Here is a 21,277-nt window from a genome sequence, read left to right as displayed (position 1 = left end):
CACGCGTTTGCGCTGCCTTGTCAGACCGGTGCCGGACCCTGCATCAGGGTGCCGTGGCCGTTCGGTGTCTTGATCGTCTCGCAGGTTCCTCCTGGAACCAGCTTCCACGAGTTCCGCTGGTAGTCGACCTTCGACGTGCCGGCGCAGGTCGTGCCGGGGCCGGCGGCGCAATCATTCTGGCCCTTGAGGGCGACGCCGTAGCATTTTTCCTTGGCATCGGCGGCCGAGGCGGTCGTTGCACCGGCAACCAGCGTCACCGCGGTTGCGACCGATGCGGCCAGGGCGAGTGCGGACATCTTGTTCATGGCAAACTCCTTACGAGCGATGATTGACGATCGATCCTGTTCCGGATCAGGCCGGGGTCAGCGAGCCATGGCCCTTCGGGGTCTTCATGGAGGTGCAGCTGCCCGTCGGAACGAGCTTGAAGGACATCTTGTCGTAGTTCATGGTCGACTTGCCGGCGCAATCGTGCTTGCCGGCGGCGCAATCGTTCTGACCCTTGAGGGCGACGCCGTAGCATTTTTCCTTGGTATCGGCGGCGGAAGCCGGGACGGCGACGGATGCAAGTGCCGATGCGATCGAGCCGGCGATAGCCAGGGTGAGGATGCTGTTCTTCATGGATCTGTCTCCTAGATGGATGCGAGCCGTCATTGGCTTGCATCAAGGTCTACGGAGCGTCTCGACCGGATGTTACAGCCGCATCGGAAATTTTTCGAGACGACGTCATTCATAGTGTGCCGGCTATCTGCCGTGGCGGCAATAGCCACGCGTCGCATGGCGATGCGGTCCACAAGGTGCATCGACAGAAGGCGCATCTTGCGAACAGCCCGCCATGGAAAGGAAAGGACTTGAAAAATAAGTGCCGTTGCCGGTAACGAAAGCCTGCGGTCCCGCGTAGAGGAGATGTCGGATGAATCATTCGGCGCGCGAAGAGGAATGGGCAGTCTGGATGCGCGCCGCCATAGGCGGCGATGCGCAGGCCTACCACCGTTTCCTGTCCGCAGTGACGCCACATCTGCGCGCCATGGCGAAAAGGCGCTGCGATCAGTTGGGCGCGCCGGTGAGCGAGGCCGAGGATGTGGTTCAGGAAGTGCTCTTGGCCGTCCATCTGAAGCGCGGCACATGGGACACGTCCCGTCCGATCGGACCCTGGCTGTCGACGATCGTGCGCAACAAGCTGATCGACAGCCTGAGACGGCGCGGGCGGCATGCGAGCGTGCCGATCGACGATGTGATCGATTTTCTGGAGGCGGAAGAGCATACCGACGCCTTGGATCGGTTCGACGTCGATCGTATGTTGGAATTGCTTAAAGATCCGCAGAAGACGATCGTGCGCTCGATTTCCGTCGAGGGAAGCGGCGTCCGGGAAACGGCGGACCGGCTGAGGATGACGGAAGGGGCGGTGCGCGTGGCGTTGCACCGCGCTTTGAAGGCGCTTGCGGCCTTGTATAGGAGTGAGACCAGTGAAAACCGATGACCTCATCAATCTTCTGGCGCAGGACGCGCCGGTCCGCACGCGGATCGGCAAGGTCCTGACCCTGGCGGTTGTCGCGGGCATCCTGATCAGCGGCGGTCTTTTCTTCGCCATGATCGGTTTTCGCGCCGATATCGACACCGCGATGGAGACCGTTCGTTTCCTGTTCAAGTTCGTCGTGACGATCGCGCTGGCCGTGACGGCCTGCTCGGTCGTCTTCCGCATCGGCCGGCCGGGGGTGTCGCTGCGCCTCTGGGGCTGGACACTTGTGGCCGCGCCTCTCCTGCTGCTTGCCGCGGCTGCCGCCGAAATGGCGGTCATGCCGGCCGACAGCTGGAGCGCACGGATGATCGGGCATAATGCCCGCTTCTGCCTGACTCTCATTCCGCTTTTGTCGATCGGCCCGCTTGCCTGCTTCCTTCTCGCCCTGCGCCACGGCGCGCCGGAAAAGCCGGGTGCGGCCGGCGCCGTTGCCGGACTTGCCGCAAGCGGCATCGCCGCGACCTTTTACGCCTCCAACTGCACGGATGACAGCCCGCTTTTCGTCCTCCTCTGGTACCCGATCGCGATCGCGATCGTGACATCAGTCGGCTACATCCTCGGCAAGCGCCTTTTGCGCTGGTGACGCGATCGAACCTGCCGTTGCGAGCGCAGCCAAATCATTTGAGGGACGACGTCTGGACGAGTTGCGGCGGCTTCGCTTGAAAAAGGCGCGTGTCATGCGCGAACTCAAAGGCTCTCACACGCTTTCCGTCACTCCATCAAAAAATCGCAGCTCGGCGCGTTAAAGTGTTTGCATCCGCGGCAAATTCGATTATAGAGGCGCAGCCTTCACCGCGAAGAGTCTTATCGCCTAGCGGTCGTTGGGGAATAGTTCAATGGTAGAACGACGGACTCTGACTCCGTTAATCTTGGTTCGAGTCCAGGTTCCCCAGCCAAATACTTCTTTTGAAAATTGATTGGGCAATTGGGTGGTCGCTCGCCATCGGCGATGTTGCTTATCGCGTTAAGTTGCGCTCCAATCCTTGGTTTCCGAGCATTTCCAGCTGGCCGCGGCAAATTCGAGTCGCATGAAAAAGCTCCTGCTGATCATTGAATTTTCATCCGCCAACGAAAATACGGCAACCCGTGGCGATAGCGTTCAGAGATGGTGCTGCCGCCAGAAAACTCGCTCAGTCCGTAATGTGACGCTACCTTCGCTTGTTATTTACTGCTATTCCCCACATAGGGAGTGAGGTTGTTTCTAACCGGGGAATTTTGATGTCGACCGATGAATTTTTTACCGATCAACAGATCCACGACTTTTTTATGAAAGGCCTATCCTGGGGTGTTCGCGTTCTACGCGGCGTTGCCTATTTCGGGGTGGCTCTAATGCTCTTAAGAAGCAACTCCTACGGCTTGCTCAATCAGACCTCCGTGGCTATAGCCATAGGCATCCTTGGGGCCGGATCTGCCAGCGCGCGCTTGGCGCAGACGGCTATCGCCGTTTTACTGTTTATGGCGATCCTACCTATCGGCATTTTTGGAAGCCTGAGAGCCTTATTTGGCTGAAGAGTGAGGCTGGCCGATCGACACCTATCATCAATAACCTGAAGACCTTAGCCACGGGCTGGACGCCGCTACTGCAGCGTTCCGGTCCGCAACTGAGATGATCCAAAGTGGGTAGGGATCTAGACGTTGCCGTCGACAGCCTGCAATCGCGTGCGACGTTCGGCCAGCGCGTAGGTATTCTTTTGTCAGACAACAACAAGCGCCGGCTTTTAATCCTGAGAGGCTTTGCCCGCAGATTCCCGATATCGAGCGCTCGCGTCGAAAGGGCAAAACTCAAGGTAATGAAGTAAGCGGCCGGCGCCCGTCAGTAGTTTCGAAGCCTCGGATCTAATGTCAGGCCCGATTGTAGTCGTCGCTCAACCTAATGATATCGCTCTCGTCGAGCAGCTCGCCGTATTGAATTTCGATGAAAACCAACGGCTTATTTCCGGTGCACGAAACCCGGTGTGTCGCCTTGAGCGGAATATCGACTGTATGTCCGAGCTGCAGAGCGTGTTCCGTTCCGTCAATCTCCGCAATACCATGCCCCGAAACGGCGGTCCAACGCTCCGAGCGGTGATTGTGATATTGCAGCGATAGCCGCTCTCCCGGATTCACAACAATGCGTTTAACGACGTGGTGATCACCGATATCAAGCACATGCCACGTGCCCCAAGGGCGCTGATCATTGTCACCAACCTTGTATAAGCTTCCCGACTTCAATGAGATTTCCTTTGCGATAAGCCGATCGGCGACCGCCGACCGAAAATAATGCGCGGGATTAATTCACTGGTGCTGGCAGAGCAAGGGTTTTCTGCGAATGTGGCAAAAGCGCCTTCTTGCACGTTGCTATCCAACTTGCTTAAGGACACCAGTTCAGAATTAGTCGGCCCGCGGTGCGGTCGACGTCGATGCAGCCGAAATATTCCGGCCATTGGCCTGGAGATTGCGTGGCTTCTAATGTTTTCTCCGACTCAACGATGCTCCAGGTGACGCAGCGATCACTTTTCGATACAGGAGTGGAATGCGCGTTTTACATTTTTTCAAAACATATTGGCCCGACACATTCGGTGGGGTTGAGCGGACCATTCATGCGATCGCCAAGGGTACCGCCAAATATGGCGTAGAATCAGATGTTCTCTCACTCAGCAAAACACCGTTGGAAAACAGTGTCGAATTCGACGGGCATATGGCGCATAAGGCCAAGCTCGATTTCGAATTCGCATCCAGCGGTTTTTCGCGCGAGGCGTTTGGACGATTTCGGGAATTGAGCCAGAAGGCCGACATCGTCCACTATCACTTTCCGTGGCCAGTGATGGATATCGTCCATCTGAGCGTTCCTCCCGGCAAGCCTGCCGTCGTGACCTATCATTCCGACATCGTGAAGCAGAAGGTTTTGCTGCAATTCTACAAGCCGTTGATGTTTCGCTTTCTGAAGAACGTCGACCGCATTGTTGCGACGTCTCCCAATTACCTCCTGTCGAGTGATGTCCTGAAAAGGTTCAAATCCAAGACGACGGTGATCCCGTTGGGTCTGGATGAAGCAGACTATCCGAAGGCGGACGAAGCGACGCTAGCCCGCTGGCGCGACAGGCTTCCCGATCGCTTCCTTCTATTCGTCGGTGTCCTGCGATATTACAAGGGAGTTCATATCTTGCTGGAGGCTGCGAAACACAATGGCCTCGATATCGCGATCGTCGGCAGTGGTCCGATGGAGGTCGAACTGAAGCAGGCTGCTGGGCAAAATCTGCACAATATCCATTTTCTCGGATCCTTGTCGGACAACGACAAGATTGCTCTGCTCGAGCTTTGTGCGGGGTTCGTGTTTCCCTCGCATCTTCGCTCCGAGGCCTTCGGGCTTTCTCTCGTCGAAGCGGCAATGTTCGGCAAGCCGATGATTTCGTGTGAAATCGGCACGGGGACAAGTTATGTCAACCGGGATAAAAAGACTGGGTTCGTAGTACCGCCGAACGATGTTGATGCTCTATCAAACGCAATGAAGTCGATCTGGGACGATGGGAAAGGGGTTGCTGTGCTGGGCGCTGCGGCGCGTGATCGCTATCTTGCATGCTTTACGGCAGAGAAGATGTGTTCAGAATATTATCGCCTCTATCGCGAGTTGGTAGGCTGAGTTCGGTAATACATGCCCGATATCGATTGGCACCCAGATGTACGGTCGCGCCAAAACCGATCGACTTTACGCCGGATTGATCGGAGCGACCTAAATTACTCTTCGAACCGGCGCAGTGGACGTTTCTTGTGGTGACGCCAATCGCCACAAAACTGAAGAGATAGTACCAAGGAGAAGATTACCGCAATCGGATTGGATTTGGTAAAGTCGGTTTTTTGAGGTCCACGTCCTCACTGACGGGGGAGACGTTGTTGTCCGACATGCCTTGCGGCGGTCGCAGGTGCCCGGAGTTCTTTTGTAACATCGAGTCCTGTCTCGTCGGCATCAAGGCTTGTGTTTGCCGATAAATCCAGCGCGAGAAGACGAAGGAGCCCTTGCGGTTTGTCTTTGGCGGAATGTTTGCCTATGCCTTTCGCTCGGCAGACTTGGCTCGAACGGCGTTGGTATCATAGCCCTTGTCGGCCAGCAGGAGGTGCTTCGGCACCCGCCGATCATCCACGCGGGGAACACCGCGGGGCTTGTTGGGCAACAACAGCGATATGATCGACCATTAATGCTCGGTAAGTTCGTAGCGGCGACGTGTCATGAAATGTTTCCTTGTCCGGAAGCCTTGAATCGCGACAGCCGATAATCGTCAAGCAATTTTATGGGCATGTGACCTAACATTACAGTTGTATTTTAGACTTTAGATGAGCCTGCCGCGCGGCAGCTTGGTGAGCGCGTCTCCAGCATGAACACGATGATGTAGGTGGGCTTTATGCGACGCTGGGCAAGCCTTGTGGCGATGCGTCGGACCTCCTGGATGGACCAGCGGATCAGATGTTGATGGTCGGCATCCGCGGTCTTTTTTTGGGGCGTCGCGTCGTTGGCGCGGTACCGGATCACCGCCATCATGGCGAAGGCGAGCATGACAAGGGAGACGTGGCGATGCCAGCCATGCCATGACCTGGTTTCGTTGTGATCGCGCCCGAGCCCGTTCTTGGCGGTCTCGAAACTGTCTTCGATCGCCCAGCGATGACCTTCCACGGAAACAAGCGTCTGGATGCCAGTCCCGGCCGGGCACCATGTGGTGAAGAATGCGAGTTCGCCGTCGCTGATATTGCGCCGGCCGGATCAGGAGGCCGCGCGTCCAAAGCCCAGTTTGGGTCTCGTCATATTCGTCGGCGTCGAGATCAGCGAGTTCGCAGTAAGCCCAGTCATGAAGCCGCGCGCCTTTGGTGCCCTCTCCGGCGGAAAGCCGCTGCCATGCACTTGGATCGAGATCACCGGCAATCTCCTGAGCTGTGCCGGCGACCGGAGGCTTGCCTGACCAGGAGCCGAAATGATGGTCCGATTTAACCCCGAGAACATAGCCTTTGCAGGCTCGGCGCAAAGCTCCTTCGATGTCCCCGACACCATAGACGGCATCAGCAGCCACCCATGAAAACGGCACATCGGCTGAAAGCCCCCGCCGTATCATATCGACAGCCAGACCGGGTTTGGTAGCGAAGGCTGTAGCCTCAGGAACATGCGCTGCTGCAAGCCTTGCCGGATCGCCAGTCCAGGTCGTGGGCAAGTACAGGGCTCGATCGATAAAGGCATGACTGCGAACGTACACATAGGCGGCGAACACACCGATCTGGCAGTTCGTTATCTTGCCTGCCGAGCCTGTATATTGACGCGCAACACCGCACGATGTCTTGCCCTGCTTGAGGAAGCCGGTCTCATCGATGACGAGGACCGCATCATCTGTAGAGAGGTGCTCTACAACATAGTCTCGTACGATGTCGCGAAGCCCGTCCGCAATCCAGCGACCGCGACCCAGAATGGCTTGCTGCCGCCAGGGGCCGGGATCACCGGCCGCCTCAGCGCGCATCCAACCTGTCTTGCGCCGTTCGTCACCCAGCAAGCCGTCCAGGAAAAGGTTGCCGACGCCGCAACCCGCTCCTGCGTAAACAGTCCGCGCATACGAGCCTTCACGTCTCGCAGCGATGATGCCCAAAGTTCAAGCGTCGTCTCGATCGATGCACCCGTCATCCATGACCTACGAATCATCGAAACCTATAGATTCAGACTATGGATAAATGCGCAACTGTAATGATAGGCGATCTATATCGCCGATCTCACCGTGGCCAGCGGTCTAAGACTGCGGTAACAAGCCGGACATATGATTGCACCGTCCAACGGCAATTTACGTTGAAACAGTCTTATAAGCCGGACCGTCCCACATATGAATCTGAGCCAACTCTCTGCGGAAATCCCGATCAGGTTTCGGTGGAATAAGCATCGCTGAGTCTCAAAAGCTTGAAAACCCGGCCTTTTCCGTTTAAAGGCGGCGCGATCGCACCGGCGGCAATTCTCACCCGGATTGACCGTGGACATGAATTTCATTGCAGAGGTAACGCGATATGGAATATCAACGTCAGCCATGAGATGGCAACCAAGGCTGGATTCAATTCAATATGACTGAGGCATGAAGGCTGATATGTTAGGACTAGCGAATGGGATTTGGAGCTACCGGTATTTTATTGCGAATTCGATATGGAACGACTTCTACACTCGTTTTGTGCGCAGTAAACTTGGTGGGGCATGGATCGTCCTGCAACCGCTGTCCCAGGTTATGATTTATGCGTTGATCCTTTCCAATCTTCTATCATCCAAAATCCCTGACATTAACAACACCTACGGTTACGCAATCTATCTGATGTCCGGTACGCTTGCCTGGAATTTGTTTTCCGAGATCATCGATCGTTGTCTGAAAGTTTTCGTCAACAACGCTAATATCATTAAAAAGATGAATTTCCCGAAGGTCACCTTGCCAGCGATTGCTGTTGGGTCGGCTATCGTCAATAACCTCATTCTTCTCGTAGTGATGGTGGTCATCTTTCTGTTTCTTGGGCATGTACCCAGCTGGAATCTGATGTTTATCTTCCTGCTGATGCCAGTTATCGTGGTTTTTGCGGTTGGGATCGGACTTTTTCTTGGAATTGTTAACGTCTTCATTCGAGATGTTGAGCAAGTCGTGCCAATTGTCTTGCAGATTCTTTTCTGGTTCACGCCAATTGTCTATCCGATTACTGTGATTCCGGAGAAATATGTTCGTATCCTTAAGCTTAACCCTATGTTCGATATCGTTGACGCCTACCACAAAGCGATTGCATACGACGTCGCGCCTCGATTGACGGCGGTGCCTGTCACTCTCGTTCTCGGTCTCATCCTGTGCGGAATCTCGCTTGTCGTCTTTCGTCGTGCTAATACAGAGATGGCTGACGTTCTATGACTGTTCTCAAAGTTGAAGGTATTGGCAAGGCTTTCCGAACTTATCGATCGGAGTGGCAGCGCGTGTTGAGTTGGCTTGGCCTTTCGGTAGTGCCGCGAGAGGAGAAGTGGATACTGCGCGACATAACGTTCAGCTTAGAGGCCGGCGAAGCGGTCGGTATTGTCGGGCAGAACGGGGCAGGTAAGAGTACGCTTCTTAAAATGCTGTGCAATACGCTGGCGCCAAGTGTTGGCACGATCGAAGTTAATGGCCGTATTGCGGCGCTTCTCGAGCTCGGAATGGGGTTTAATCCTGATTTGTCGGGGCGAGCAAATGTCATGAATACGGCAGGGTTAATGGGATTTACCCATGACCAGATTCTTGGCGTTATGTCACAAATTGAGGCTTTTGCTGAAATTGGCACCTATTTCGATGAGCCGCTACGAACATATTCCAGTGGAATGCAGGTGCGTCTCGCCTTTTCTGTCGCGACCGCCTTCAGGCCTGAGATTTTGATTGTGGACGAGGCGCTCTCGGTCGGAGATGCTTATTTTCAGCACAAAAGTTTCAATCGCATTAAACAATTCCAGAAGGAAGGCACAACGCTTCTACTGGTATCTCATGATAGATCCGCGGTAATCTCTCTTTGCGATCGTGCCATCCTAATTGAAAAGGGCGAAATTCGAAAAGACGGCCCTCCGGAGGATGTCCTTGATCTTTACAACGCCTTGATCGCCGAGAAAGAGGGGGGCATCGTTAGCCAAACGAAAAATAAGGATGGGAGAATTCAAACAGTTTCAGGAACTGGCGAAGCAGTTATCGCCGATGTGGTACTGCTGAATTCAGCTGGTTGTACAACTGATGCGGTGAGTGTGGGCGAAGCCGTCATTCTCGAAGTAAAAGTCGAAATCGTCAGAGATATCCCGGAACTGGTTGCTGGCTACATGATCAAGGATCGGCTCGGACAGCCGATCTTCGGGACCAATACCTTTCATCTGGATCGGGTTCTTTACAATCTAAAAGCCGGGGAAGAGTTGACGTTCCGCTTCAAGTTCAATGCCAACTTCGGCAACGGCAACTACTCCGTGGCAGTATCACTGCATCAAAGCGAGGCGCATGTGGCTTACAACTACGAATGGCAAGACCTCGCTTACACCTTTGCTGTGGTTAATACCGACAAGCAGAAGTTTGTGGGTGTAGCGTGGGTGCCGCCGGGACTGGAGCTTGTACGATGAGTTCGGGCCTGTTCTATCGCGACTTTGAAGAAAAATTCCGCGGCGATCGAGCAGAAATTGCCAAGCGACTGGAGATTTACCTGCCCTTCGTGAAACCGCTACTCGATGATGGCGGCACGCGAAGGATCATCGATCTGGGCTGCGGCAGAGGAGAGTGGTTGGAATTGATGCAGTCTATAGGTATGATTCCACACGGAGTCGACCTTGACGACGGTATGCTCGAAGATTGCTTCGCTCGCAATCTTTCCGCAGAGAAGCTCGATGCCATCGCGTGTCTGAAAAGTCTGCCAGATGAAAGTCAAGCTATAGTCTCCGGCTTTCATATTGCCGAGCATCTTCATTTTGAGGTGCTCCAGAAGCTAATCTCGGAGTCACTTCGTGTCCTTCGTCCTGGCGGATTGTTGATTCTTGAGACGCCGAATGCGGAAAATATAAGCGTCGGTACGCTGACTTTTCACATGGATCCGACTCATAACCGACCGCTTCCACCCGGATTGCTTTCTTTCTTGCCGCGGTTTTATGGCTACGCGCGCGCTGTGGCGATACGACTTCAGGAAAACGGCGCTCTACGGCAATCTGGTGATGTCCACCTCATCGATGTGTTTCAAGGGGTTAGTCCGGACTATGCAGTCGTGGCGCAGAAGGCGGCGCCTAGCACGTTTCTGCAAAAATTCGACGGGCCTTTCAATGCCGATTACGGCCTTACGCTAGATGCGCTGTCGCAACGTTTCGAAGCGCGTCTGATCTCTGCGGCCGAATTCGAAGTTAGATCGCAGGCAACCGACGAGGCGATAGCGAAGGCATCGGCTTCTATAAGCGGATTGAAGTCGGAATTCGATCGAGTTCGGGAAGATCTTGCTCGAATTCAACAGGAGTTCGATTTGCTACGCAAGGAAAAAGACGTGCTGCGCGAGGAGATTGACAACTATCAGCAGCGTCTGATGGATGTTTATAAGAGTTCGTCTTGGAGACTTATGGCGCCGTTTCGCAAGACGATGGGGACCCTACGTCGACTTCGGCACGGACACCAGACCGTCATTTTGAATATCAAGATCTTTATTGCCGATGTTCTACGTCAGTTCATCCGCTTTGCCGTCGCTCGCCCCACTCTACGGCGTGTGGCGGTGCGGCTTCTCTCTTGGTCTCCAAGAACGACAGACCGGCTGAAGCGGCTTATCGTGCCTGGTCCCGTAGAACAGTCTGGCCATTTCGATCATCGAATCGATCATGCCGACCTCTCTCCTCACGCTAAGCGTATTTTTGAAAAATTCAAAAGCGCCACAGAACGGTAATCTCAAATGGCTCGTATCCTAATCGATCTGCAGGGAGCGCAAACCGAAAGCAGGCTGCGCGGCATTGGTCGCTATACTATCGCATTAACCTTGGCGATGATCCGTGAAAGCAGAGACCACGATATTCACGTCTTGCTGAGTAAAGCCTTTCCTGAGACCATCATCGAGCTTCGTCGTACGCTAGAAGAATTTCTACCGGACGAAAAGATTCATTTTTTCGACATTGTAACGCCGACAACTGGTCTAAACCGACAAAATGCTTGGCGCTCCGCTGCTTCTGCGCTCCTCCGCGAGGCGTTTATCGAGGGGCTGCATCCGGATGTGGTTTTTTGCCCCAGCCTTTTTGAGGGGTTTATCGACGATGCTGTCCTAAGTGTCCGTCGATTTTCCTCCATTCCCGTTGTCGTTACGCTGCACGACCTCATTCCTCTGATCTACAAAGAAAACTACCTTTCCAGTGGGAATGGCTATGAGGCTTTCTACTACAACAAGGTTGAGGAGATAAAGAAGGCGGATGGTTTGTTGACCATCTCAGAATCGTCCTCGTCGGAAGCTGTCAGTCTCCTTGGATTTTTGCCAGATAAAGTTCTCAATGCTTCAGAAGCCGCTGATGCGAAATTTTGCAAAAAGGAGATTAGCGACACCCGGGCGAAACTCCTGCTGAAGAATTTCGGTATAGACAAGCCATTCCTCTTTTATACAGGTGGTGCCGATCATAGAAAAAATCTTGATAGGCTCTTGAGTGCTTTTGCCGCTCTGCCTGCTGCTCTGCGCGATGAATATCAGTTGGTCATGGCTGGACGCATGCCTGATGGCGAAATTTGGGCGTTAAAGGAACAGGCAAAACGCTTGGAGTTCGGTGAACGGCAGTTGCTCTTTACTGGTTACGTATCAGATGACGATCTGATCGAACTTTACAATCTTGCCCGTGCCTTCGTTTTTCCCTCTTTGCATGAGGGCTTCGGCCTTCCTGTTCTCGAAGCAATGCAATGCGGCGCGCCGGTGATCGGCGCCAATATTTCCAGCGTTCCTGAAGTGTTGGGCAATTCCGAAGCTTTGTTCGATCCGACCTCTGTCAAGGATATGGCGTATAAAATCGAGCATGCGTTGAGCGACGATGCTTTCCGGGAGCGTCTGATTAAACACGGACGTGAACACGCTAACCGGTTCTCATGGCAAACCAGCGCTAAGAGCGCCTTGGAAGGCATTGCACGATTCGCGAGCGAGCCACAGACGAAAGAGCTTTCGTGGGCAGATATCCGGGATCGCCTTGAGGATTGTGAGTCGCGACTGATTGCTGCGATATTGGCCATCGATCCTTCGATCGGCCGGCCAGCGGAAAGAGATCTGCTGCGATTGTCACAAGCTATTGCTGATAATCGCCGAGCAGTCGAAGAACGTCTACGTTTGCGATCCCTTTCGAAATCGGTCCGTTGGCGGTTGGAAGGTCCATTCGACTCCAGTTATAGCCTTGCATTGGTTAATCGCGAGATGGCTCGATCGCTTTCCGCTCAGGGGGAAACCGTCGACCTTTGGTCATCGGAGGGCCCGGGCGATTTTCCTCCAAGCGAACAGTTTCTTATTGAAAATGCTGATCTTCGTTCGATGTATGATCGGGCAAGCACGGTAGCTTCGGACCAAGTCGACATTGTCAGCCGCAACATGTATCCACCGCGTGTCGCGGATATGACTGGCAAATTCAATGCTCTTCATAATTATGCCTGGGAGGAGACCGGCTTTCCTGAAGAGTTTGTAAGGAGCTTCAACGAAAGTCTGCAATTTGCCACCATCACATCTCAGCATGTGCGAAAGCTACTCATTGATAACGGTGTCTCTATACCGCTAGCGGTGGTGGGTAACGGCGTTGACCACTGGATCGCTGTCAATCCTGATCAGAACTACAATATCGCCAAACGTGGTTTCACGTTCCTACATGTTTCTTCTTGCTTTCCTCGCAAGGGAGCAGACGTCCTTCTTGAAAGTTATGGTCGTGCCTTTACGTCCAAAGACGATGTAATCCTGATCGTCAAGACTTTCCGCAATCCGCACAACGAGATCGAGCACTGGTTGGAAGAGGCTCGTGCGCGTCATCCGGATTATCCTAACATCGCAATTATTTTCGATGATCTAACTGATGCACAGATGAAGGCTGTTTACAGTCAATCCGATGTTCTGGTCGCACCGAGCCGAGCAGAGGGATATGGTCTTCCGCTCGCAGAAGCTGCCCTCAGTGGTACGGCGGTGATCACAACCGCTTGGAGCGGCCAGCTAGATTTCTGCGATTCTACTGAAGTTGATTTGATCGACTTCCATTTCGTTCCGGCGGCCACTCATTCCGGCGTTCAGAATAGCGTCTGGGCAGAGCCGGATCCAGACCATCTAGCGCGGATGATGCGCAAGGTATTTGATGAGCCAGCAGAGCAACGGCAAGCAAGGACTTCGGCTTTTCAAAAGCGGTTGTTGGAGTCGCATAAATGGAGCGATGTAGTAGCGCGGCAGATCGAGGCGGCGCGGCGGTTTGTATCGAATCCATGTTTTTCGGAACCGAAGATCGGCTGGGTTACTACCTATAATCAGCGTTGTGGCATTGCGACCTACTCAAACCACCTCTTGCAGGTTCTGGGCATGCCCGTTTTGGTACTCGCGCCGAAAATCCATACAGCGTTGGGGGTGGATTCGGAAAATGTGATTCGTTGCTGGAAAGAAGGCAATGACGACGATCTGACAGAACTGGCGCAGCAGATCGAGCGGCATAAGTTCGATATTATTGTCCTTCAGTTCAACTACGGTTTCTATAATATTCCTTATCTCTGTAGCTTTTTGAATCGGATCATGGATTCCGGCACCCAAGTCGTGATAACGCTGCACGCGACGGTGGACCCCAAACATGATAAGGAGAAGCGGCTGGTTGATCTTAAGCCGGCATTGCTTCGCTGCGATCGAATTCTTGTGCATTCAATTAATGACCTCAATCGGCTCAAGAATATAGGCATTCTCGACAACGTCGCCTTGCTACCACACGGAGTTCTTTCGAGCGTTGATCCCGCAAACAAGCCTGTGCCTTATTCGGCATCAGCTTCGCAATCGAGTTTCGTGATCGCAGCCTATGGTTTCTTCTTGCCGAACAAGGGAATTTCCGAGTTGATTGAGGCGCTGCACATTCTGCGTCGAAACGGGATTGATTATCGACTCCGACTGGTCAACGCAGAATATCCAGCGCCAGTTTCGGCGGAGCTTATTGCTGAAGCGAAGGCACTGGCGCGCCGTCTCGGGTTGCTTTCTGCAATTGAATTTTACACCGATTTTTTGCCGGATGACGAGAGCCTCCGCCTTCTTTCTTCTGCAGATCTCATCGCTTATACTTATCAAAACACAGCGGAGTCAGCGAGTGGTGCTGTTCGATATGGCATTGCTACCGGCAAACCAGTCGCCGTCACGCCACTTCCGATCTTCGACGACGTGTCGAATGCGGTTTTCCAGCTTCCTGGCGTTTCTCCTTTAGAGATCGCTACCGGGCTCAGCGAGATACGTGCGAGCATTGTCGCCGGTGACGAAAGATTTCGGCATACCATGAGTGAGGCGCGTCGCTGGCGACACGCTCATTCCTATCCGGCGATCGGTCGCCGGTTGGCGGGGATGCTAAAGGCGCTGCATCAAGAGAAACTTCAGGGCACTCACCAGTAAGTGTTGTTTGGGGAGCCGACATTTGAAGATTGGAGTTGACGCTCGTCTGCTTTCAATCCCTTTGACGGGAATTGGGCGATATACTCACGAAATGTGCAACGCATTGTTGCGCGCAGGTGCAAATCTACGTCTTTATAGCCCTTCTCCGATATTGTTCTCGTTGGAAGATGAGCGGGGACATCATGAAGCAAAAACGCTTAGCTTAAGTGCTAGCCGAATAGGTAGGATGCTCTGGGCAGAGACGGCTTTACCATATTGGGCAGCGACAGATAATATTGATGTTTTTTGGGGACCTACACATCGGTTGCCCTATGGTTTGCCGCCGCGGGTATTCAAGGTGGTAACAGTGCATGATCTCGTTTGGTATTTTGCTGGCCATACAATGCGTCGTCTCAGCCATTTAACTGAATCGACACTCATGCCGCTCGCACTGAAACGGGCTAATGCCGTTGTCTGCGTCTCTGACAGCACGCGACGTGATATTCTCTCTGTCTTTCCCGCCACGAATGCTCCTATATCAACGATCTATCCCGGTATTTCCAAACTGCCTCCAAGCCTGTCGGTCTCTTTTCTAGAAAAATGGCAGATTAACAAACCTTACATACTATTTGTCGGTACTTTGGAACCGCGGAAAAATCTTCCCCGACTTCTGGAGGCTTTCTCGTTACTTTCGGAAGAGCTTAGAGAGCAACATCAACTGGTGCTGGTCGGTGGTAAAGGATGGGGTGACGTAGACCTCGCGGACTTAATCGATAGGCTACGTCTTAAAGACAGTGTGAGAGCCACGGGTTATGTAACGGAACAAGAGTTATCGACGTTATACTCTTTTGCGACATGCCTTGCGATGCCGTCTCTCTACGAAGGCTTCGGCCTTCCGCTGGTGGAGGCAATGAGCCGATCCGTGCCGGTATTGACCTCCAATGTTTCATCGATGCCCGAGATCGCGGGCTGCGCCGGTGAATTTGTGGACCCTCACAGCGTTAGGTCAATAGCCACCGGGCTTACGAACCTCTTGAAAGACTCGGGAAAACTCAAACGATTGGGAGAGCTTGGCCGAAAGCAGTCTGAGAAATACGACTGGGACAGAGCAGCATATGCAGTGCTGGACTTAATGTCGTGTGGCGTCAAGCGTTAACAGTTGCCGATTTTGATGATGGCTCATTAGAGCGTTTCAGTTCTTGAAGCGCTCTAGACCTAATTTCCTCATCCGGGCAGGCTACCCGTTATTAACAATTGGTGCAATTGAAATACTGATTGACTATTCTGCGGGTGAAGTCTGACGGTGGCGCAAGAAATTCGCGCGAAGCCAGTTTTTTGTGGGATGTTCAAATGCGACAAAAGTGAAGGCGGCTACCGGGATCAAAATTGCGAAGAAAGCCGCCATTGCGAATGGCGAGAGAAGGACTGTTCTCTGATAACCCAGCCTATCACACACAATTGCGAAGACGATTTGTAACGGAAAATGCAATAGATAAACGGAATAGCTTATATCCCCGAGCCATGCTCCGTTTTTGAGGAAGTTACGCTTTGCGATACCGATCGCCGCGAACATGCCGACAGTTGCGGGGAAAATGATATATCTCGAAGTGTCCGAAACTCCGTAATTCGCTGCGTATACCCACGCAATAAGCGCAAGTGCCGTCCATACTCCTGCAGTGGACCGCGCACCCATGCGGGGCAATGTATGGGAAATGGCGAAGTAGACGAAGCCTCCTGTGAAGAATTCACGCAGTCCCACGGCAATTTTTCCAAATTGCTCAGGAAGCAGGTAGCCGATCGCGATAAGTACTGCGAACGCAAGTAATCGCGCGCGCCCAAGTAGGCATCCGACGCCGAATGCGATGTAGAGGAACACCTCCACGGAAACGGACCATATCGGCGCATTGAATGACCAGCCCTTTTCAAAACCCCAAGCGGGAATTAGGAATAAATTCAAAAAAGCATGGTACAAGTCATTCAACTGAAAAACGAAATAAGCCGTGTGTGATCTCGCATAAAGAAATTGCAGAAAGAAAACCGCAGCGAACGTGACTATGTGCAAGGGATAGAGGCGGCTGATTCTATCCAAAGCATAGGTAGCGAGTGAGATCTTTCCTGTGGCAATTTTGTCGGCAAAGAGCCACGCGAACACATATCCAGACAAGGCGAAGAAGAGGTCAACCGCTAGCCAACCGTGTTTGTAGAGCGCGAAAAGGTATGGGTAAAAGGGCTGTGAATCCCAAGGAACGTTGGATGCATCGCTGCCGATATAGAAAAAATGCTGCCAGTGCCAGAATATCACGACGATTGCCGCGCCCCCCCTAAGGGTGTCAAGCGCGTATAGCCTCTGAGGCATCTCATAGTTTTTCATTGCGCCCTCGTTGCAAATCCACGGCGTGGCTCAAGCTGATCGAACTTTCCAAATTGGTGTGCCCTTGGGGCTGCTTCCGCATGTTGCTTTATGTCTCCGAGCGTTTCTGGCACCGCTCTGACGAGATGTCCATAGCAAGGCATTGTATGTTGATGGGGCCGACGCCTTGGGCGGCTGCAAGATGTTGATTGCAATTCTTGGCGCAACTCCTGGATCGTAACCGCCCGGTTGCTACTGCGGAGATTTTGCTTTGTTCTCCATCAAATGCCAACGATCTGCGACCTGAACGGCATCTGGTAAAGCCTTTGCGACAGCTTCACGATAGCCGCTGACCTTGCCCCCAAGTTTTATCGTAAGCGGTTAGCTGAGGGCGTGTGACCTGAAGTTCCATGGCATGAGGGCGTCTATTTCTGAGACGGGCCAGCCTTGAGCGATGCGTGTCAATGTCAGGGAGAGCCAGTCGAGGGGATCGACGCTGTTCATTTTGGCTGTCTGCAAGAGAGTGGCCACCGTCGCCCAGGTTCGTCCGCCGCCCTCGCTGCCGGCGAATAGACTATTCTTTCTCGTAATTGTCTGGGGCCTGATCGCGCGCTCGACAATATTGGAGTCGATTTCGATACGACCGTCCGTCAGAAAGCGCTCCAACGCCTCGCGCCGGTGAGAGCATAGCGGATCGCCTCCGCAGTTTTGGACTTCCCGGAGACTTTGCCGAGCTCAGCTTGCGGCGCGTCCGCAACGGCGCCGTCGTCAACACTTCAAATGTTCGTGGCTGATTCACACTGTCGCTCATAGGATTCCTCGCATGATTCATGCCGAAGAAACCCCATCAGCCCGCCAAATGATACGTGGGGTCCATACACGCTTACGATGCAAATGGCGTATGAATACAATCGAACTTAAACCACTTGCTTATTTTCGTGTCCATACGAGGAGAATTCAAACCAAATCTACCTGTCCTACGGCGTCGACTCATAAATTCTGGCACCATATTCTTGCGGCGACGAGCTTTACTGCGGCGAGGTAGTTTTTTGGGCGCTTGTCATATCGGGTTGCGATGCCTCGGAACTGTTTGATCCTGTTGAAGAACCGTTCCACGAGATTCCGTTGCCGACAGACCCAGCGCGAGAACACGAAGGAGCCCTTGCGGTTTGTCTTCGGCGGGATGTTGGCCCAGGCTTTTCGCTCGGCGGCCTTGGTCCGATTGGCATTGCTGTCATAACCCTTGTCGGCCAGCAGGATATCTCCTTCGCCGAGTTCGTCCGTCAGCGCGTCGGCCTGCGTGCAGTCGGCGACCTGTCCACCAGTCAGACGCAGGTTGACGGGGAGACCTTCGGCATCGACAAGCGCGTGGATTTTGCTCGTAAGTCCGCCGCGGGAACGTCCCGTGCCGCCAGCATCGCCATCCCCTTTTTTTCCGTAGCCGCATGCTGGTGAACGCGGATACAGGTCGATTCGATCATGACGATGTCACCATCGTACGCCGCCGAAACTGCTTCAAGAAGCCGATCCCATACCCCGGCTTTCTGCCAGCGGACGAAGCGGTTGTAGCAGGTGGTCGGCGGGCCATAGCGCTTCCGGGACTTCCGCCCAGGGCGAGCCCGTTCGAAACCGCCACAGGATGCCATTCAGCACCCGCCGATCATCGACCGGCGGAACGCCGCGGGGCTTGTTGGGCAACAACGGCGATATGACCGACCACTCGTGGTCGGTCAGTTCGTAGCGGCGACGCGTCATCAAATGCTTCCTTATTTGGAAGCCTTGAATCACGGCAGTCGATAAACACCAAGCAATTTTATGAGTTTACGCCGTAGTCCTCGCGCACCCCAAAATCTTCTAACTTTGCGCCACCATCAATTCTATCTTTCAGCCACTGAGGCATTCGACCTTTGCCGCGCCATGAATTTCCTTTGTCGTCTCTATAGATAGCCTTTGAACTAGGCACTTCTCTTGCGGCCTTCCCTAAGCCTGCTTTGGACAACTTATCAAGCTCGTTCAGCTCAGCGAGAAGTTGTGACCTGCGTGTCGAGATGATCTTGTTTCGAGCCGCGACTGCATCAGCAATGATTTCATTCAATTCTTTTAGCGTCGCTTTGGAATAATCAACTTCCATCTAAAGCCTTCATTTCGTTAATGTTTTTCACTTGTGGCGTCGATTACCTCAAGCAACATAATGCAATTAAAGCGTACATAGGCGCTTGACGAATGCCATTCTCTATAAGAGCATTCGCGCCAAATGTAGAGTCTTATTGGAGATGTTATTGGCTAAAGTTATTTCAATCGAAGACACCACGCTCGAGATGCTTAAGGAGCTTTGGGAATCTGAGCAGATACCGGCGGACCGTTATGTTGAGGAATTGAGCCGCCGTGGGTTGTACCCCAACTTCGGCCAATCAGGGAACCAAGCGCTCCCTGGTGCATGGGTTTTTGTTCCCAAAGAGCCCAGCCGAGAGTGGTTCGAAAGAGCATTTCCGGCAGGGGCGCATGTACGCAATGACCCGGGCGCCAAACGCAACTATGATGCAGTTATTGAGTTTCGCATGCAAGAGTATCGACTCCTTATGAAGTGCGCGCCTATGCGCGACAAGTAAACTCTCCCCCAACATCATCCCGAGCGACGCAGCTATAGCCAAGCCGTGTCCTTAGTGCTATTTTTGCACACTAAACGACACTGTTATCCCAATTGCGGCGTAGTAGTATTCTCTCAGCAGCTATTTTTCGAAGCGAGAAGAGCGTGACGGACACAGAAAAGCGAAAGCTTGCGCAACTCATCATGATGAAGCTCCTGTTGATTTTCGGTGGATTAACGGCGTTCGCGGCAGTCGCTCTTTCGTCAATAAACTGAGAGTCAAAGAAGCATTTTTTGGCGCTCTTTATGTTGGGGTGCAGAACGCAATCCTTGCACGTTTTGCAGGGACTTGTACTTAGGGTGATGCGGACCGTTTGTAGGGCGTCTTGATCTCTGTGCCCTTCTTTCTTCCCGCAGTGTTTTGTCAGTCGGCTCAACAGCAATTGCCACAGGCACGATGCCGGCTCCGCACCAATGCATTGCGACGGCGCGGTTGTCACCGCAAACGGCAGCACCGGAATGCCGTCGCGCGCCTGACGCCGCCAATCGGAAAGCTGGTTTGTGACCTGCCACTGAGACTTTCCTCCAGAATGGATTAGAGTCCGCCCTCTTCTGAACCGCCCAAGGTTTCTGGACCAGCGGAGGCTAAAAGCGTGTCGCATTTATCTGGCCTCATAGCCGGCGGCTTTGAAATAGTTGCGGCATTCTGCGACTGAGAAAAGGTTTATGATGTCGCCGAGAGCTTTCGTGATTGCGTCGAAGCTTCGTGCGGCTCGCTTTCTCAGAAGTGCTTTGAGCTTGGAGAAGGCCATTTCGATGGGGTTCAGGTCTGGCGAATAGGGTGGCAGAAAGAGAAGCCACGCGCCTTTCGCTTTGACCAACTGTTCGGCGCGCTCACTTTTGTGAAAGCCGACCTTGTCAAGGATAACGACATCGCCGGGCGACAATGTCGGGGCAAGCTGGGTGTCGATCCAAGTTTCGAAGATACGGCTGTTCATTGGTGCATCGACGATGAAGGGAGCCGTGAGGCCATGGCATCGCAGCCCGGCGATGAAGGTCTGTGTCTTCCACTTTCCGAAAGGGGCATAGGCGTTGAAGCGACTGCCCTTGGGAGACCAGCCGGTGCGCTTTGTCAGGCGTGTATTCGTTGACGTCTCGTCGATAAAGATGAGACGCGACAATGCCTTGTTGAAGAACCGCTTGCGTCGGCTCATCCAAAGATCACGTGCCTTGGCGATTTCTGGCCTGCGCTGCTCGCTTGCCTTGAGGCTTTTTTTTATTGCTCAGCCCAAGCCGATGTAGAAACCGGCCGACCGTGGCTCGATGCACTTCGACACCACGCGCGGCGAGTTCGACACACAGTTCGTCCAAAGTCGTTTCGCCATGGGAAGACATACGCTCGCGGATCCATTCACCATGGGCCGAAAGCTTAGCCCCACCAGGCGGGTGGCCCTGCCTGGCTGCGGCAAGAGTGCCGGATGTCCGCTGCAGTATAATCATGTTGTTGACGAACCGAGGCGAAACGCGGAAATGCCGTGCCGCCGCCCGGTTACTATTGCCATCACCAACAAACGCAACGACGCGCTCACGCAACTCGATTGGATGCGGCTTGCCCATGGCACTTCTCCTTCCAGGGGCAAAGTGAATCACAGATCATCACAAACGGAAATCCCGAATCCGATGTAAGCGCCGTTCTGGGGCCACGGCGGGTGGAAGCTTATGCTGCTATTTTGTGAGTTTATAGGCAGCCAGACGCTCCGCTTCTGCCAACGCGGCA

Annotated in this window: 18 protein-coding genes, 1 tRNA gene and 4 pseudogenes; 12 read left to right on the top strand and 11 right to left on the bottom strand. The window is 53.5% G+C overall.

Annotated features, from left to right (window positions below; genetic code table 11):
• Positions 1–20: 20 nt before the first annotated feature.
• Both ACIQWP_RS25405 and ACIQWP_RS25400 read right to left on the bottom strand, forming a co-directional pair.
• Entirely contained in the window at positions 21–305 is a 285-nt protein-coding gene (locus ACIQWP_RS25405) for a DUF2282 domain-containing protein (RefSeq protein WP_174176672.1), read from the bottom strand.
• A 46-nt stretch (positions 306–351) separates the two neighbouring features.
• Positions 352–618 (bottom strand): DUF2282 domain-containing protein, encoded by a 267-nt coding sequence (locus ACIQWP_RS25400; RefSeq protein WP_174176673.1) that lies wholly within the window; start codon positions 616–618, stop codon positions 352–354.
• A gap of 292 nt (positions 619–910) precedes the next feature.
• On the opposite strand from ACIQWP_RS25400, the gene ACIQWP_RS25395 reads away from it, so the two are divergent.
• The 5 genes from ACIQWP_RS25395 to ACIQWP_RS25375 all read left to right on the top strand — a co-directional run bounded on the left by ACIQWP_RS25395 (position 911) and on the right by ACIQWP_RS25375 (position 3,315).
• Complete coding sequence (locus ACIQWP_RS25395; protein ID WP_402793537.1) at positions 911–1,477, top strand: sigma-70 family RNA polymerase sigma factor; 567 nt, start codon at positions 911–913, stop codon at positions 1,475–1,477.
• Positions 1,464–2,099 carry an NrsF family protein gene (locus tag ACIQWP_RS25390; RefSeq protein WP_402793535.1) on the top strand — a complete coding sequence of 212 codons (636 nt, stop codon included), beginning with the start codon at positions 1,464–1,466 and terminating at the stop codon, positions 2,097–2,099. Before ACIQWP_RS25395 ends, ACIQWP_RS25390 begins: the two co-directional genes overlap by 14 nt.
• Before the next feature lie 239 nt (positions 2,100–2,338).
• Positions 2,339–2,412 (top strand) — tRNA-Gln (locus ACIQWP_RS25385).
• Between the two features lie 322 nt (positions 2,413–2,734).
• Positions 2,735–3,025 (top strand): hypothetical protein, encoded by a 291-nt coding sequence (locus ACIQWP_RS25380; protein ID WP_402793533.1) that lies wholly within the window; start codon positions 2,735–2,737, stop codon positions 3,023–3,025.
• 107 nt (positions 3,026–3,132) lie between these two features.
• Positions 3,133–3,315 (top strand): dTDP-4-dehydrorhamnose 3,5-epimerase family protein, encoded by a 183-nt coding sequence (locus ACIQWP_RS25375; protein ID WP_402793531.1) that lies wholly within the window; start codon positions 3,133–3,135, stop codon positions 3,313–3,315.
• A gap of 43 nt (positions 3,316–3,358) precedes the next feature.
• Here the strand turns inward: ACIQWP_RS25375 and ACIQWP_RS25370 are convergent, their stop codons facing one another.
• Positions 3,359–3,727 (bottom strand): phosphomannose isomerase type II C-terminal cupin domain, encoded by a 369-nt coding sequence (locus ACIQWP_RS25370; RefSeq protein ID WP_402793530.1) that lies wholly within the window; start codon positions 3,725–3,727, stop codon positions 3,359–3,361.
• 301 nt (positions 3,728–4,028) lie between these two features.
• Between ACIQWP_RS25370 and ACIQWP_RS25365 the strand changes: the two genes are divergently transcribed.
• Positions 4,029–5,135, top strand: a complete 1,107-nt coding sequence (locus tag ACIQWP_RS25365) for a glycosyltransferase family 4 protein (RefSeq protein ID WP_402793528.1) — start codon at positions 4,029–4,031, stop codon at positions 5,133–5,135.
• Positions 5,136–5,472: 337 nt separating this feature from the next.
• On the opposite strand, the pseudogene ACIQWP_RS25360 reads toward ACIQWP_RS25365, so the two are convergent.
• Together ACIQWP_RS25360 and ACIQWP_RS25355 are read right to left on the bottom strand one after the other, a co-directional pair.
• Positions 5,473–5,607 (bottom strand): annotated as a pseudogene (locus ACIQWP_RS25360) (IS5/IS1182 family transposase); the annotation flags it as partial.
• 283 nt (positions 5,608–5,890) lie between these two features.
• Positions 5,891–7,169 (bottom strand): annotated as a pseudogene (locus ACIQWP_RS25355) (IS701 family transposase).
• A 418-nt stretch (positions 7,170–7,587) separates the two neighbouring features.
• Here ACIQWP_RS25355 and ACIQWP_RS25350 point away from each other — a divergent pair.
• The 5 genes from ACIQWP_RS25350 to ACIQWP_RS25330 are packed head-to-tail and all read left to right on the top strand — an operon-like array spanning position 7,588 to position 15,719.
• Positions 7,588–8,394 carry an ABC transporter permease gene (locus ACIQWP_RS25350; RefSeq protein ID WP_402793526.1) on the top strand — a complete coding sequence of 269 codons (807 nt, stop codon included), beginning with the start codon at positions 7,588–7,590 and terminating at the stop codon, positions 8,392–8,394.
• The gene (locus ACIQWP_RS25345; protein WP_402793524.1) at positions 8,391–9,608 is read left to right on the top strand and encodes an ABC transporter ATP-binding protein; all 1,218 of its coding nucleotides are present in this window, start codon (positions 8,391–8,393) and stop codon (positions 9,606–9,608) included. Before ACIQWP_RS25350 ends, ACIQWP_RS25345 begins: the two co-directional genes overlap by 4 nt.
• On the top strand, positions 9,605–10,900 hold the full coding sequence (locus tag ACIQWP_RS25340) for a methyltransferase domain-containing protein (RefSeq protein WP_402793522.1): 1,296 nt from the start codon (positions 9,605–9,607) through the stop codon (positions 10,898–10,900). The genes ACIQWP_RS25345 and ACIQWP_RS25340 overlap by 4 nt, the downstream gene beginning before the upstream one ends.
• Positions 10,901–10,906: 6 nt before the next feature.
• Positions 10,907–14,584: a glycosyltransferase gene (locus tag ACIQWP_RS25335; protein ID WP_402793520.1), complete on the top strand. Its 3,678-nt coding sequence runs from the start codon at positions 10,907–10,909 to the stop codon at positions 14,582–14,584.
• Positions 14,585–14,606: 22 nt separating this feature from the next.
• A complete protein-coding gene (locus ACIQWP_RS25330) occupies positions 14,607–15,719 on the top strand; it encodes a glycosyltransferase family 4 protein (RefSeq protein WP_402793518.1) in 1,113 nt (370 codons plus the stop codon).
• Between the two features lie 123 nt (positions 15,720–15,842).
• On the opposite strand, the gene ACIQWP_RS25325 is transcribed toward ACIQWP_RS25330, so the two are convergent.
• The 4 genes and pseudogenes from ACIQWP_RS25325 to ACIQWP_RS25310 all read right to left on the bottom strand — a co-directional run bounded on the left by ACIQWP_RS25325 (position 15,843) and on the right by ACIQWP_RS25310 (position 19,044).
• Positions 15,843–16,934: an acyltransferase family protein gene (locus ACIQWP_RS25325; RefSeq protein ID WP_402793516.1), complete on the bottom strand. Its 1,092-nt coding sequence runs from the start codon at positions 16,932–16,934 to the stop codon at positions 15,843–15,845.
• A gap of 360 nt (positions 16,935–17,294) precedes the next feature.
• Positions 17,295–17,641: pseudogene (locus tag ACIQWP_RS25320) on the bottom strand (transposase); the annotation flags it as partial.
• Positions 17,642–17,903: 262 nt separating this feature from the next.
• Positions 17,904–18,668, bottom strand: a pseudogene (locus ACIQWP_RS25315) (IS5 family transposase).
• A gap of 58 nt (positions 18,669–18,726) precedes the next feature.
• Positions 18,727–19,044 (bottom strand): H-NS family nucleoid-associated regulatory protein, encoded by a 318-nt coding sequence (locus ACIQWP_RS25310; RefSeq protein ID WP_402793514.1) that lies wholly within the window; start codon positions 19,042–19,044, stop codon positions 18,727–18,729.
• A 148-nt stretch (positions 19,045–19,192) separates the two neighbouring features.
• On the opposite strand from ACIQWP_RS25310, the gene ACIQWP_RS25305 reads away from it, so the two are divergent.
• Entirely contained in the window at positions 19,193–19,522 is a 330-nt protein-coding gene (locus tag ACIQWP_RS25305; protein ID WP_402793512.1) for a hypothetical protein, read from the top strand.
• A gap of 640 nt (positions 19,523–20,162) precedes the next feature.
• Here the strand turns inward: ACIQWP_RS25305 and ACIQWP_RS25300 are convergent.
• The gene (locus ACIQWP_RS25300) at positions 20,163–20,714 is read right to left on the bottom strand and encodes an IS630 family transposase (RefSeq protein ID WP_402793510.1); all 552 of its coding nucleotides are present in this window, start codon (positions 20,712–20,714) and stop codon (positions 20,163–20,165) included.
• A gap of 7 nt (positions 20,715–20,721) precedes the next feature.
• On the bottom strand, positions 20,722–21,117 hold the full coding sequence (locus ACIQWP_RS25295; RefSeq protein ID WP_402793508.1) for a transposase: 396 nt from the start codon (positions 21,115–21,117) through the stop codon (positions 20,722–20,724).
• Between the last annotated feature and the right edge of the window lie 160 nt (positions 21,118–21,277).

This window comes from Rhizobium sp. NPDC090279, assembly GCF_044769665.1.
Lineage (GTDB): Bacteria > Pseudomonadota > Alphaproteobacteria > Rhizobiales > Rhizobiaceae > Rhizobium.
This window is presented reverse-complemented; position numbering and strand designations above follow the sequence as displayed.

Coding starts and splice junctions, on each gene's coding strand:
- ACIQWP_RS25300 (WP_402793510.1), bottom strand. CDS start 20,714: ATGAGCCGACGCAAGCGGTTCTTCAACAAGGCATTGTCGCGTCTCATC.
- ACIQWP_RS25350 (WP_402793526.1), top strand. CDS start 7,588: ATGAAGGCTGATATGTTAGGACTAGCGAATGGGATTTGGAGCTACCGG.
- ACIQWP_RS25345 (WP_402793524.1), top strand. CDS start 8,391: ATGACTGTTCTCAAAGTTGAAGGTATTGGCAAGGCTTTCCGAACTTAT.
- ACIQWP_RS25325 (WP_402793516.1), bottom strand. CDS start 16,934: ATGAAAAACTATGAGATGCCTCAGAGGCTATACGCGCTTGACACCCTT.
- ACIQWP_RS25310 (WP_402793514.1), bottom strand. CDS start 19,044: ATGGAAGTTGATTATTCCAAAGCGACGCTAAAAGAATTGAATGAAATC.
- ACIQWP_RS25340 (WP_402793522.1), top strand. CDS start 9,605: ATGAGTTCGGGCCTGTTCTATCGCGACTTTGAAGAAAAATTCCGCGGC.
- ACIQWP_RS25295 (WP_402793508.1), bottom strand. CDS start 21,117: ATGGGCAAGCCGCATCCAATCGAGTTGCGTGAGCGCGTCGTTGCGTTT.
- ACIQWP_RS25400 (WP_174176673.1), bottom strand. CDS start 618: ATGAAGAACAGCATCCTCACCCTGGCTATCGCCGGCTCGATCGCATCG.
- ACIQWP_RS25405 (WP_174176672.1), bottom strand. CDS start 305: ATGAACAAGATGTCCGCACTCGCCCTGGCCGCATCGGTCGCAACCGCG.
- ACIQWP_RS25380 (WP_402793533.1), top strand. CDS start 2,735: ATGTCGACCGATGAATTTTTTACCGATCAACAGATCCACGACTTTTTT.
- ACIQWP_RS25335 (WP_402793520.1), top strand. CDS start 10,907: ATGGCTCGTATCCTAATCGATCTGCAGGGAGCGCAAACCGAAAGCAGG.
- ACIQWP_RS25395 (WP_402793537.1), top strand. CDS start 911: ATGAATCATTCGGCGCGCGAAGAGGAATGGGCAGTCTGGATGCGCGCC.
- ACIQWP_RS25365 (WP_402793528.1), top strand. CDS start 4,029: ATGCGCGTTTTACATTTTTTCAAAACATATTGGCCCGACACATTCGGT.